Source organism: Propionibacterium sp. (assembly GCF_047719395.1).
GTDB lineage: Bacteria > Actinomycetota > Actinomycetes > Propionibacteriales > Propionibacteriaceae > Propionibacterium.
The window spans coordinates 34,352-47,186 of sequence record NZ_JBDNTB010000015.1 but is presented as its reverse complement, the minus strand read 5'-3'; the positions used below and the strand labels follow the sequence as shown (position 1 = coordinate 47,186).

The 12,835-nt window shown below is 66.0% G+C and carries 11 protein-coding genes; all 11 read right to left on the bottom strand.

Annotation, left to right across the window (positions count from 1 at the left end; genetic code table 11):
* Positions 1 to 120: 120 nt before the first annotated feature.
* Complete coding sequence (locus ABF648_RS04270; protein ID WP_415631053.1) at positions 121 to 333, bottom strand: TOBE domain-containing protein; 213 nt, start codon at positions 331 to 333, stop codon at positions 121 to 123.
* 77 nt (positions 334 to 410) lie between these two features.
* Entirely contained in the window at positions 411 to 623 is a 213-nt protein-coding gene (locus ABF648_RS04265; protein WP_415631052.1) for a TOBE domain-containing protein, read from the bottom strand.
* Positions 624 to 848: 225 nt separating this feature from the next.
* Entirely contained in the window at positions 849 to 1,844 is a 996-nt protein-coding gene (locus tag ABF648_RS04260) for a ribokinase (RefSeq protein WP_415631051.1), read from the bottom strand.
* Between the two features lie 121 nt (positions 1,845 to 1,965).
* Positions 1,966 to 2,934: a nucleoside hydrolase gene (locus ABF648_RS04255; protein WP_415631050.1), complete on the bottom strand. Its 969-nt coding sequence runs from the start codon at positions 2,932 to 2,934 to the stop codon at positions 1,966 to 1,968.
* Positions 2,935 to 3,249 (bottom strand): GNAT family N-acetyltransferase, encoded by a 315-nt coding sequence (locus ABF648_RS04250; protein WP_415631049.1) that lies wholly within the window; start codon positions 3,247 to 3,249, stop codon positions 2,935 to 2,937. It lies immediately after the preceding gene.
* A gap of 118 nt (positions 3,250 to 3,367) precedes the next feature.
* The gene (locus ABF648_RS04245) at positions 3,368 to 3,967 is read right to left on the bottom strand and encodes a TMEM175 family protein (RefSeq protein WP_415631048.1); all 600 of its coding nucleotides are present in this window, start codon (positions 3,965 to 3,967) and stop codon (positions 3,368 to 3,370) included.
* A 160-nt stretch (positions 3,968 to 4,127) separates the two neighbouring features.
* The gene (locus tag ABF648_RS04240; protein ID WP_415631047.1) at positions 4,128 to 6,620 is read right to left on the bottom strand and encodes an FHA domain-containing protein; all 2,493 of its coding nucleotides are present in this window, start codon (positions 6,618 to 6,620) and stop codon (positions 4,128 to 4,130) included.
* 347 nt (positions 6,621 to 6,967) lie between these two features.
* On the bottom strand, positions 6,968 to 9,616 hold the full coding sequence (gene ppdK, locus ABF648_RS04235; RefSeq protein WP_415631046.1) for a pyruvate, phosphate dikinase: 2,649 nt from the start codon (positions 9,614 to 9,616) through the stop codon (positions 6,968 to 6,970).
* Between the two features lie 244 nt (positions 9,617 to 9,860).
* Positions 9,861 to 10,127, bottom strand: coding sequence for a hypothetical protein (locus tag ABF648_RS04230; protein WP_415631045.1), 267 nt, complete (start codon positions 10,125 to 10,127; stop codon positions 9,861 to 9,863).
* 119 nt (positions 10,128 to 10,246) lie between these two features.
* The gene (locus tag ABF648_RS04225) at positions 10,247 to 11,140 is read right to left on the bottom strand and encodes a pyruvate, water dikinase regulatory protein (RefSeq protein ID WP_415631044.1); all 894 of its coding nucleotides are present in this window, start codon (positions 11,138 to 11,140) and stop codon (positions 10,247 to 10,249) included.
* Positions 11,141 to 11,377: 237 nt separating this feature from the next.
* A complete protein-coding gene (locus ABF648_RS04220; protein WP_415631043.1) occupies positions 11,378 to 12,685 on the bottom strand; it encodes an MATE family efflux transporter in 1,308 nt (435 codons plus the stop codon).
* Between the last annotated feature and the right edge of the window lie 150 nt (positions 12,686 to 12,835).

The window sequence follows — 12,835 nt, the reverse complement described above, 5'->3', positions numbered from 1 at the left end:
CCCCCACGGGGGGCGGGCCCCGCCCGCCCCCGGGTCCCGGGGGGGCCCCCCGCAACCCAACAACGCGGGCCCCCCCCCACCCGCAGGGGGCCGGGGGCCCCAATCAGCTGTTGACGAAGATCAGTCGACAGCAATCTGAACTTCAGTGGCCTTGATCAGCGCATAGGCGGGGTCGCCGATGTTCAGGCCGAGCGACTTTACGGCATCCGTGGTGATCGCGGCGGTGACCGATACGCTGCTGCCGTCGAGGGCGATTTCGACGATGGTCATCGCCTCGCCCTTCTTGATCGAGGTGATTTCGCCGTGCAGCTGATTACGTGTGGAAAGTCTCATCTGTTTCTCCTGTGAATTGCGTGAAGAGCGTTCTTCAAACCCGATGAAGTGAATTACGCGGAATTCATTCCCGCAGGTCAGTCGACGGCGACCTGAACTTCGGTGGACTTGACGAGGGCATATGCCTTATCCCCGACCTTGAGACCGAGAGACTTCACACCATCAATGGTGATGGCGGAGGTGACCGTGACGTCAGTGCCGTCAAGAGCGATCTTCACAATCGCCATGGCCTCACCCTCGGTGATGGCGGTAACGGTTCCGGCGAACTGATTCCGGGTGGAAAGCTTCATTTATAACTCCTTGTTGATATTAGTTCACACATGACTGTTCTTGATGAACTCAACAAGAACTAGACTACCAGACGATTCGGCCAATCAATAGTCACTGGCTAGGCATTACACGACCCGTGGAACCGCATATGCGGGCGTGAGTATTTATCCTCGGCGGCAGGTCCATGCAATCCTGCGATAATGTTCACGAGATTTCGGAGTGTCAATCCGCTCCTGAATTCTTTCTCAACGACCGACCAGGAAGTCACGGACCTCTGCGGCACCCGGATATGAGAGCTGAGCCCCCTCGCGGGTAGCCGCAAGTGCGGACACGGCGCCTGCCAGGACCGCACCCTCCGCCAGTGGTATCCGGGCGGCGAGCGCCGCCAGGACGGAACCGGTACAGGCGTCCCCGCAGCCTGTGGTGTCCACGGTATGAACCGTGAAGGCCGGCAGCACGCGTACCTCGCCGTGGTCCATCACCACCGATCCCTGGGATCCCAGGGTCAGCACCGCACGATCGATGCCTCTGTCAGCAAGGGCCCGGGCCCACCTGGTGGCCTGTTCCGGGTTCACCCCGCCCTGCACTGAAGTACCGGATTCCACTCTGGTGAACACCGCCAGCTCGTGCTCGTTGACCACCAGCACGTCGGTCAGGTCCACCAGGTCATCGGGCAGGTCACGCAATGGTGAAGGGTTGAGCACCGTGATGACGCCCTCCTCGTGCGCGATGCTGGCTGCTGCCAGCAGGGCCTCGTCGCCCACTTCCAAGCACAAACCCAGGCTTCCCGCGTCCCGGAACAGGGCTTCACCGGCCTGGACCTCGGCCGCCCCGAGGTTGCCATTCGCGCTGGGTGACACCACGATGGTGTTCTCGCCCTGCGCGTCCACCGTGATGACCGCAGTGCCGGTGGCCGCGCCACAGCGTTGCACGTGACGGGTGTCCACACCGGCACGGTTCAGCGAATTCATGAGCATCGTTCCGTGCTCGTCGGCGCCGACCGCACCGATCATCGCGGTGGGCACCCCCAGCAGGCCCGACATGACCGCCTGGTTCGCGGACTTGCCACCGGGCAGTGTCCTCAGCGGGCCGCCGGGAACGGTCTCACCCGGGCCGGGAAGCCGCGCAGTGGTGACGGTGAGATCAGCATTGAGCGAACCCACCACGACCACTCTGCTCCGACTCGCGGCGGACGGAGAGCCCTGCGGAGTGGTCTTCTGCAGACGATCGAGAACATCCAACGCTTCCTGTTTCAGCTCGTCAGCGCCGGAATCATTCGGTTGGCTCCTCGAAATCACGCCTGCCCCGATCCAGCGATCGCTCCGGTGCTGCACCCGAAACCCGGTCGCGGGGCGATCACACTCATCGTGGTTCTCCGGCTCGAGTCGTGCTGGGGTTCTGCAGGCGCACGAGCGCACCCTTGACTGCGGCCCAGAAGGCGCCCGCATCGAGTACTGTCGCCACCTTGGTGTGGCAGCCCTCCGGAGCCGGACGGCGGAAGTCGGCGACGGTCATGCCGGTGGTGAGGTGCCCACCGAGTTCGACATCCAGCGGCACCGGCTCGGCGGCCACGATGGATGGGTCGATGCAGTAGGCAACGGCGCAGGGATCGTGCAGCGGGGGCGCCGCGAACCCGCGCACGTCACGATAGGCACTGGCGTAGAAACCGATGATGCTCAACAGCAGGTCGGTGACAGGACCGGGCACGGCACCCAGGTCGGCGACGACCTCGGGGGTGGCAAGTGCCTGGTGGGTCAGGTCGAGCCCGACCATCGTGATCGGCCATGGCTCGTTGAAGACGACATGCGCTGCTTCGGGGTCGGTGTGCACGTTGAACTCGGCGACCGGTGTGACATTGCCGATGTGCTGGCCGCCACCCATCAGCACCACCTCGCGGACCCGCTCCACGATGCGCGGCTCCAGCCGCGCGGCCAGCGCGATGTTGGTGAGCGGGCCGGTGGGCACCAGGGTGATCTCGCCGGGATCGGCGGCCATGATCGTGTCGATGATCAGCTGCACACCGTGGCGTGGATCGAGCGCCACCACAGGTTCGGGCAGCACCACGCCGCCGAGCCCGGATTCGCCGTGCACCTGCGCGGCGAGCTCCGGCGTGCGCACCAGAGGACGGCCGCAGCCAGCAGCGATCGGCGCTTCTGTCATTCCGATGGCCGTGGCGACAGCCAGGGCATTGCGTGTCACCTTTTCCAGGGTCTGGTTGCCCCCGACTGTTGTGACACCGACAACCTCGACGCGCGGGTCGCCGTGCGCCAGCACCATCGCCACCGCGTCGTCGTGGCCCGGGTCGCAGTCGAGCAGGATCTTGCGCGGCATTCAGCGGTCGGCTTGCGGTGCATCGCCCTGGTGGAGAAGGTCTTGGTACTCCCTGTGCTTCCCGATCCAACCCTTGATGAATGGACAGCTTGGCACGACTTCCCGACCTCCACCGGCCCTTACATCATCGAGAGCGAACCGGGCGATCTCACCGCCGACTCCCTGGCCGCCGAATTCGGGGTCGACCTCGGTGTGGTGGAAGTCGATGATTCCCGGTTCCGCCAGGGAATATTCCGCGAAGCCGGCCAGTGCCCCGTCGATGTGAGCCTCATAGCGCAGCTTGGCGGGATTCTTCGTCACGATGACTTCACTCATGTCTGCTCCGTTCTCGCACCGGTTCTGCGGCACCGGGACTGGCGCCGACCCGATCGAGCCTAGTCCGCGACGGTCATCGTCCGCGAGACCAAGGCCGCTTGCCGCCGCGCCGGGAGGCTCACCTCAGGGAGCGCTCCACTCTCGGATTGGGAACGATCCACATGAGGGCGACGAGGACATAGCAGCCGAGCGCGATGATGACGCCGGCCCGGGGCGGCAGGGAGGACGCGCACAGCGCGGCAAGAATGCCCACCCCGTAGAGGACAGGCGAGATGATCGTCTTGACATCACGATTCAGGGTCTGGTGGAACACCGAGTCGCTTCCGTGGCGGGTCATCAGGACATGCTCGAGCAGGGCGTAGGCAGCTGCTGCCAGCAGCAGGTCCACGCCGTAGACCAGGACCGGGATCCGGGCCAGCCGGGTGTCGTCCATCCATGCCGTGGTGAAGGGGAACAGCGAAAGCCAGAACAGCAGGAAGAGGTTCGCCCACAACACCTTGCCGTCGATCTTCTCGACGAGCTGGAAGAGGTGATGGTGATTGACCCAGTAGATCCCCACATAGGCGAAGCTCACGACATAGGTGAGCAGCGAAAGCCCCGAGGTGTGCACCAGGTCCTGCCACGAGGCTCCCTCAGGAGGGTGCAACTCCAAGACCATGATCGTGATGATGATGGCAAGGACGCCGTCGCTGAACGCTTCGAGACGAGTGCTGGGCATGAGCACATCTTGGCCCAATGTCTGCACCGATATCTGGGCGTGCACCGAAATGGCCGAACTGCTGGACAACCCCGCTCGTGGTGCCTCACATGCACCATGCCCCGGGCATCTGCTGCGGAGCGACCAACGGCGACCTGTGCCGGCCTGGGTGGCTGGTGTGTCAGCGCGCACGCTCGATGCTGATCTGCTGGCCATCACCGAGGTCGATGACCGTGCCCGGCCCGACGAGCAAGGTCTCGCCCGCGCCCAGCCGGATCGGATCATTGCCCACCTCGAAGACGATGGTGCCGTTCGTGGAATTCATGTCGGTGACCGCGATGTCCCACTCGTGGGGTGCAACCCTCACATGGGTACGGCTGATGTCATGGTGGGGGGAGGGCACCCGCAGGATCGTGGCGTCGTCACCGGGCTCGGGGCGGGGCGCACGGCCGATGAGAATCGCGCCATCCAGCCGGTAGACCTCTCCATTCGTGGTCACCAGGATTGCCAGCGGTGCTTCCTGCGCAGGCGTCTCCGATTCACCACCAGACACCGGTTCACCGCTGACCACCGGAAGACCGCCGCCAGGGTTGTCCTCACTCGAGAGATCAGGCTGATCGGCAGCCGGTGGCACGATGGGCTCGACATCGGCAGAGTCCGCCTGGACGGCAGAGTCCGCCTGGACGGCAGAGTCCGCCTGGACGGGGGAAGCCGTGGGCTGCGCGAGACCCTGGGCAAGATTCTCAAGGCTGGGCGTGTCCTGTGGCGCAGGCTCGGACCACAGCGACGATTCCGCTACGGAATTCTGCGGTTCAGGCGCCGATACGGGCTGCTCGGGCTGGCTGGGCGCCGAGCCGGCGGCCGGTTCAACCGGCTGTCCCATCGGCATTCCCTCCCGCACATCCGGGGCTGCGGATGTCTCCGGTGGCTGGGGTGCCTCCGGTCCTTGGGATGCCTCCGGAACGGCCGGCTGCTGGCCGACCAGGGACTGTTCATCGACCGGCTGCTGTTCGTCGGTGGAAGTTGGGGCCTCCTGCCGTGGGGCGAGCACCTCGGTTTTCTCGTACATGAACGCGTCGCGCGCCACCGGCTGGTCGAAAATGACCCGGGAGGATTCGTCAGTCCATCCGCGCGGCGACCATTCGACCACCTGATCGAGTGGAGTCGGTGCCGATTCCCGCGCCTCGGACCGGGGTGCGTCGTCGCCGCGACCAGGCGCACCGCCAGGAAGCCCTTCCGGCTCCTTGCCGGCTGCGATCCTGTCATCGAAGGCCCTGCTCCCGGGAGCCCTTTCATCTGAAACCCCGTCATCGGAGCTCTGAGGCTGCTCGTCTCCGGACGTCTCGGGTTCATCCTGTTGCTCGGAGTCCGGCGAGAAGAAACTCAGCAAATGCTCCAGCGAGCTGCCGGGCTCGGGGGGCCGGTTGCCGGGATCGGCCGCGGCACCCGACGACCAGGCCTGTGCCGGCTCGTCGGGTACCGGCTCGCCGAGTTTCAGCTGGGCTGCTTCCGGTTCCCCGGCAGTCGTGGCCGCTCCAGTGTCATCGACTGGCAACTGGACCGTATACGACGCTTCGTCCTCGGGGTGGCCGCCAGATGCGGGGTCCGATGGTGAACCCCCCAGCGCGGGTAGTTCGCCGTCAGCCAAGGTCCGGCTCGGCGCCTCGGTGGCCGGAACCACCGCCGGAGTCAAGGGAGGCACCACCGGCGTGGCGATTCTGCGCAGCACATCAGGGGATGCGGAACTCCAGTCGCGGTGATGGGCCGGGGGCACGCCCGCCGGGCCCTCGGCTGCGGCCTCGCCGGCAACACTGCCGGCAGCGCTGTCCGGGGACGGAACCGTCGCACCGGCAGAATCGACGGGGAGCTCTCCCACAGAGTCGGTGTCAAGGACTGTCCCGGCCCCGGCTGAGTCGCTCAAACTCTCTGCTGTCTCGCCGATGGCCGCAACTGTTTCAGCAGCCTCCGCCGGAATCACGGCATCCATCACGCCTGCCGAAACGACCGGAGGTGCGTCGTAGAAGGAATGGTCGGTCACCGGCGGAGCAGCAGCGCGCCCAGATTCGAGGCCGTGGCCGGCAGCCTCTGGGCCTTGGCCTGGCAATGCGCCGGGGGCAAGCGCTGAGGCGGTCAGCTCGCTCAGCTGCACCATGAGGGACGAGCACAGCGCCACACCTGCTTCCAGGGGCAGGTGGGGAACCGCTCCACCGCCCCAGCCGGAATCAGTGGGAGGGGCAGTGTCATAGTCCGACAGCGGATCAGGCCCGAAGTGCAGAAGAAGCGTGCCACCCGAGGCGTGGGCTTCCCCCACGCCGATGTGCCTGGCTCCGTCGGCCAGCAGCCCGGTCCGGCCCTGCTGGCGAACCTGCACCTCGCCCCTGACCAGGCAATGGGCTCCCTGTCCGTCGGCGGTGAGGACCACCAGGCCGACGTGCCCGTCCACGCCGTGCCGGCTCAGCGCGTTCCGCACCTCGTCCTGGTTCGCACCCTGTTCGAGTTCGGACCACAGCGTGGCGACGAGCTGGGATGTGAACTCGGCGCTAGGACGCATTGCCACAAGCGTCTGCGCCGCCGCGAACACCAGCCACTCCCCCGGGGCGTAGTCCAGAACCCATCCTCTGGGCACGGAGCTCCGCGATGATTCGCGGCTCTGCACGCTCAGATGATCGGTCATGCCTTGTCCTCCTGTGGGTTGGCAGCACGCCCAGCATTCTCCCCTGTGCCGCTGGGCGGCAACACGCACCATTGTCTCCCGTGTCGATGAGAGACAGCACGCCACGCCATCGAGCCATCCAGATCTGGTGCAACCGGGCGGCTCCGACCGTCCGTGGTCACCCGGCTGCCTCGCAGCAACGGCTCACGGCACATGGTCCGGCCACCCAATCCTGCGGGCATGGTGATGGCCCGCCGCAGAATCCTTGCGGCGGGCCATCACCTGTTTTCCGGTGGCTGCCTGACGATACCGGGTCGGCAGAACGGGCCAGAGCCCCCCGACTCCCACTACGAGTCAGGGCGCCGGCGTCACTCGGCCTGCGCGAGCTTGGCCTTGGCTGCCGCGAACCGGGCGATCGGCACCCGGTACGGCGAGCAGGACACGTAGTCCAGGCCGACCGTCTGGAAGAAGCTGATCGAATCCGGATCACCGCCGTGCTCACCGCAGACGCCCATACTGATGTCCGGATTGGTGGCCCGCCCCTTCTCGACGCCCATCCTCACCAGCTGGCCGACACCGTCCACGTCGATGCTCTGGAAGGGATCGCGCTTGACGATGCCCTCGGCCTCGTACCAGCCCAGGAAGCCGTTCTCGGCGTCATCGCGGGAGATGCCGAGGGTGGTCTGGGTGAGGTCATTGGTGCCGAAACTGAAGAAGTCGGCGTACTCGGCGATCTGGTCGGCCACCAACGCCGCACGCGGCAGCTCGATCATGGTGCCCACCTTGTACTCCAGCGCCTTACCGGCCTTGTCCAGCTCGTCATCGACGGCGTTGACCACGATTTCGCGCTGGGTTGCCAGCTCCTGCTGCAGGTGCACCAGCGGGATCATGATCTGCAATTCGACCGTCTCGCCCTCGCGCTCCAGCACGGCGAGTGCGGCACGCACGATGGCGCGGGCCTGCATGTCGGGGATCTGCGGGTAGAGCATGCCGAGACGGCAACCGCGGGTGCCGAGCATCGGGTTCTGCTCGTGCAGCTTCTTGACCTGGGCCAGCAGCTGACGTTCCTCGGCCAGGTCCTTCTCGTCGGCGCCCCTGATCTCCATCTCCTGCACCTTCAGCGCCTGGGTGACCAGGTCGGGCATGAACTCGTGCAGCGGCGGGTCGAGCAACCGGACGGTGACCGGCAGGCCCTTCATGGCGGTGAAGATGGCCTCGAAATCGGACTGCTGCATGACCAGGATCTTGTCCAGGGCCGTCTGCCGCTCCTCATCATTTGCGGCCAGGATCATCTCGTGCATGGCTGGCAGCCGCTCGTCGCCGAAGAACATGTGCTCGGTGCGGCAGAGCCCGATGCCCTCGGCGCCCAGCTCGCGGGCCTTCGCAGCATCCGGGCCGTTGTCGGCGTTGGCCTCGACACCCAGGTCGCGGATCTCGTCGGCCCAGCCGACCACCTTGAGGAAGTCCTCGTTCATCCGTGCCGGGATGAGGGTGAGGGCCTGGTCGAAGAACTCGCCGGTGGAGCCGTTGAGGGTGACGATGTCGCCCTCGTGAACCACCTTGCCGCCGACCGTGAGGGTCTTCGCCTCGGGGTCGATCTTGATGGCGGTGGCACCGGCGACACAGGGCTTGCCGAAGCCACGGGCGACGACGGCGGCGTGGGAGGTCATGCCGCCATGGGCGGTGATGACGCCCTGGGACTGCAGCACACCATGGATGTCGTCAGGGGTGGTTTCGAAGCGGATCAGCACGACGGCCTCGCCGGCAGCGCCCCTCTCGGCTGCCACATCGGCGTCGAAGACCGCTGCGCCCACACCTGCACCGGGTGAGGCAGGCAGGCCCTTGGCGATCGGGATGGCGGTGTTGCTCGGATCGATGGCGGGGTGCAGCAGCTGGTCGAGCTGCTCGGGCTCGATGCGGCGGACTGCCTCCTCCTTGTCGATCAGGCCCTCGTCCACGAGATCTGCGACCACCTTGAGGGCGGCTGCGGCGGTGCGCTTGCCGTTGCGGGTCTGCAGCATGTAGAGCTGACCATTCTCGATGGTGAACTCCATGTCCTGCATGTCGCGATAGTGGTTCTCCATCTTGTGCATGGTGTCCACCAGCTGGTGGTAGGCATCCGGAAGCACCTGCTCCATCTCTTCGAGCGGACGCGGGGTACGAATGCCGGCCACCACGTCCTCGCCCTGGGCATTGGTGAGGAATTCGCCGTAAAGGGCCTTCTCACCTGTGGAGGGGTTGCGGGTGAAGCAGACGCCGGTGGCTGAGGTGTCGCCGCGGTTGCCGAAGACCATCTGCATGACGTTCACGGCGGTGCCGAGGTCATCGGGGATGTGATTGGCCTTGCGGTAAACCTTGGCGCGCGGGTTCTGCCAGCTGCGGAAGACGGCCTCGACGGCGCGGATCAACTGTTCGCGCGGATCAGACGGCCACTCGCCACCCAGCGCCTCGTCGCTGATCTTCTTGAACTCGGCGGTGAGATCCTTGAGGTCCTCGGCGCTCAGTTCGGTGTCCTGGGCGACACCCTTGCGGTTCTTCATGGCGGTCAGGGCGTCCTCGTAGGCATGTGAGGACAGGCCCTCGACGACCTCGCCGTACATCTGGATGAAGCGCCGGTAGCAGTCCCAGGCGAAACGCTCGTTGCCGGCTTCCTCGGCAATGGCTGGCACCGACTCGTCCGAGATGCCGAGGTTGAGGATGGTGTCCATCATTCCGGGCATCGAGACCACGGCGCCGGATCGCACCGAGACGAGCAGCGGATCTTTGGCGGCACCCAGCTTGCGGCCGGTGCGCTCCTCGAAGTGGGTGAGCGCTTCGTCGATCTGGGCACGCAAGCCGTCCGGCCATTCGCCGTTGTTGCGCATCGTCTCGATGCAGGCCTCGGTGGTGACGGTGAAGCCGTCGGGGACGGGAACTCCGAGGCGCATCATCTCGGCGACACCGGCCCCCTTGCCGCCGAGCAGCGGCTTCATGGTGGCGTCGCCCTCCGACAGATCGTATGTGTACTTTTCGCTCACTTCTGCACTCTCCTTTGACGGGCAGATCGGGCGGGCGGGGGGTGAACCCACCCGGTTTAGCGATGGTGACAAGGCCGACATTGCCGGGACCGCCATCCAGCCGTTTCGGGCTGTGGGGCCACCAGCACGCAACCACTGTGTCACGCACCACTGATGATGGCCCTATCGTTGCATCTCCTCAAGTCCGGCGGGCATTCCGGACAATTTTGGGGTTGTACACCGGCGATTTCCAGCACCGGGCCGATCAGCTGACGAGCAGTGCGGCGAGCAGTTGCCGGAAAGCCCCCGGCTGGCGGCGCATGCAGCTCGGGTCTCCGGTCGCCCGTGCCAGCAGGAAGGGACCCTCGAGGGTGACGAACAAGTGGTCCGCGAGCGCGTCCACGTCCAGCTCGGGGACGTCACCGATGGCGCCCCGGATCAGTTGATTTACCCCGGCCCAGGCGTTGATCGCGGCATCGATCCTCCGCGAAATCCGTTCGTCCACGAGCTGGCGCTCGGTGAGAACGGACATGTACAAGCAGCCGGACTTTTCCCCATCAACTCGCGGGCGCCTCCCCCTAGAAGCGCACGAGGCCAGGCAGGCGTCCGTGGCCCCTGACCACCCCATGGGATTGCCGGACAGCCGAGGCACTACGGCGTGATCTTCATGCTTCCAGCCGGGCGCCGCAGATGGGCTCCCACCCGGTGAGCCCGCTCCTCGACGATCTCGATGACCCTGGCAGCCGCCTCCTCCAGAGCCAGGCCGGTGGTGTCGATGATCGGGCACCCGAGGCTGCGCTGGACCGCAGAGACCTCGTCCAATTCGTCATAGATCTTCGCGAGATCGGAATAGCCGTCCCTGTTACCGAAACCCCCGAGGCTCTTGAGGCGCCTGGTACGGATCTTGAGGAGGCGTTCCGCATCGATGGTGAGACCGACGATGCGCCAGCGATCGATCTGCCGGAGCTGTTGCGGCGGCTCGATGCCCGGCACGATGGGCACGTTGACCGTCTTGTAGCCGGCATAGCCCAGGTAGATCGACAGGGGTGTCTTCCCGGAACGTGAGGCGCCGACCAGGCAGATGTCGCACTCGCGCAGCGAGTCGGGCATCACGCCGTCGTCGTTGCGCACCGCGAATTCCATTGCGGAGATCCTGTCGAAGTAGTCCGCCTCGACTCCGACAGGCCGCATCGGGACCTCGTCGGCGCTGATACCGGCCACTTCTCCGAGTGCGGTCAGCGCATCGCCCATGAGGTCGGCGCAGGGAATGTCCTTGTCCTTGCAGTAGCGGTGCATCATCCCCCGCATCTGGGCGTTGACCAGGGTGAAGAAGATTACCCGGCCGGCCTGCCCGACCATGGGATCAGCCGATTCGTTGAGCGCGTCGAAGACGCGCAGCAACTGCTCGGAGTTCCTCACCCGGGCGTGCCGCACGATGGCGAATCTCTTGCCCGGGAACTGCACCCGTGCAGCCCGGGCCAGACGCGCGGCGGTCTCGCCGGAGGAGTCGGCAATGACGTGAATTTCCAATGAATGGACTGCCATTCCCCGAATGTATCCAGCTTCACCGGCGGACGTGAGCGTTGGGTTGGGAACGCGGCGCCGAACGTGACCTGGGATGATTCCGGGGCCGGGGTGGCGCAGCCGGGGAACGGCAGGACAACAGCGAATGCTCCTCGACGCAGGCTGGCCCCACAGACGCGAACCCTGCTCCTGAAACCACCAGGCGCCGAAAACTACTCGGGCCGGCGGACAGGACGGCGCAGGACCAGTCCGAAACGATCACGCCCCGACCTTCAGCCAGCCTCCCGAGCGGGTGCGCAGCGCCAGTGTGACACCTCGGGCCAGCAGGAATCCGCCATAGGCGATCCACAACCAGACCAGTCCAGCGTTGTAGTGGTCCACGAGGCCGAGCATCGGAAGGTGGGCGCACACCACGATCAGCCCGGCCAGAGCAAGGTAACGGGTGTCGCCAGCACCGATGAGCACGCCATCGAGCACGAAGACGGCCGAACCGAGAGGTTGCAGGAAGGCCAGCACGACCAGGGCATCTGTCAGGAGCGCCATCAGTTCCGGATCGGTGGTGAACAACCCGATGATCAGCGACCGGGCCACGATGAGTGCGGCACCGACGATCACTGCCTGAACGCATCCCCAGCCGAGCGCCCGGTACATCACGGTCTTGGCACCCTGGACATCGCCGGCCCCCAGCTGACGGCCGATGAGTGCCTGGCAGGCGATGGCGAGGGCGTCCAAGGTGAACACGATGAAGGCCCACACCGAGTTGACCACCTGATTCGCAGCGAGCACCTGGGGGCCGAGATGCGTCGCAACAACGGTCATCGCGGTGAGCGAGATCCACAGGCCCGCGCTGCGCACCACGAGCCATCCACCGTGGGCCATCGCCTCAACCATGCCGTGCAGCTGTGGCAGCAGGGGTATCGCGTCGCCCGATGCGCGGCGGGCAATCACGGCGACGAGCACCAGACAGGAACACACCTGTGCCGTGGCGGTGGCGGTGGCGGAACCTCTGATGCCAAGGCCGAGACCGTAGATGAGCACAGCATCCAGGGCGATGTTCGCCAGATTGACGCCGATGGCCACATACAGCGGTGTGCGGGCGTCCTGCATGCCCCGGAGCAGTCCGGTGGATGCGAGCACGACCAGCTGAAAAGGCAACCCGAGCACGACGATGCGCAGATAGGTCACCGCTTGGACCGAGACCTCGGGCGTCGGGTGATACCAGCCGATGATGGTGGGAGCCAGCCAGACCACCAGCCCCGCCAGCACCAGACCGACCACCAGGCCGAGAGCCATGCCATCCCGGCCGGCCCTGAAAGCCCCCGCTCCGTCGCCGGCGCCGATCTTTCGCGCCACGACCGATGTCGTGGAATAGGCCAGGAAGACGCACAGGCCGGTGATGACGCCCAGCACATTGCCACCGAGGCCAAGGCCGGCCAGCGAGGTTGAGCCGACGTGCCCGATGAACGCGGTGTCAGCGAGTACCAGCAGTGGTTCGGAGATGAGTGTGGCGAACGTGGGGACGGCCAGCGCCAGTAGTTCCCGGTCGGTATTCGTCCACAGTTGCACGGGAGGCGACGCTAACATCGCGCGGGCCGGAGCCAGCCTGGCCCCTGCCAGGTGGACTGGGAGCAGGCGGCCCAGCACGCCTGGGCGCCCGCACTCCCCGAGGTGCCCGACGGACCTACCGGCCGGATCTCGACGGCCGCTCGGCGATCA

What these genes read in the sequence shown, in the direction of transcription:
- ABF648_RS04270 (WP_415631053.1), bottom strand. Translation starts at nt 333, where the DNA reads ATGAGACTTTCCACACGTAATCAGCTGCACGGCGAAATCACCTCGATC.
- ABF648_RS04265 (WP_415631052.1), bottom strand. Translation starts at nt 623, where the DNA reads ATGAAGCTTTCCACCCGGAATCAGTTCGCCGGAACCGTTACCGCCATC.
- ABF648_RS04255 (WP_415631050.1), bottom strand. Translation starts at nt 2,934, where the DNA reads ATGCCGCGCAAGATCCTGCTCGACTGCGACCCGGGCCACGACGACGCG.
- ABF648_RS04250 (WP_415631049.1), bottom strand. Translation starts at nt 3,249, where the DNA reads ATGAGTGAAGTCATCGTGACGAAGAATCCCGCCAAGCTGCGCTATGAG.
- ABF648_RS04245 (WP_415631048.1), bottom strand. Translation starts at nt 3,967, where the DNA reads ATGCCCAGCACTCGTCTCGAAGCGTTCAGCGACGGCGTCCTTGCCATC.
- ABF648_RS04240 (WP_415631047.1), bottom strand. Translation starts at nt 6,620, where the DNA reads ATGACCGATCATCTGAGCGTGCAGAGCCGCGAATCATCGCGGAGCTCC.
- ABF648_RS04230 (WP_415631045.1), bottom strand. Translation starts at nt 10,127, where the DNA reads ATGTCCGTTCTCACCGAGCGCCAGCTCGTGGACGAACGGATTTCGCGG.
- ABF648_RS04225 (WP_415631044.1), bottom strand. Translation starts at nt 11,140, where the DNA reads ATGGCAGTCCATTCATTGGAAATTCACGTCATTGCCGACTCCTCCGGC.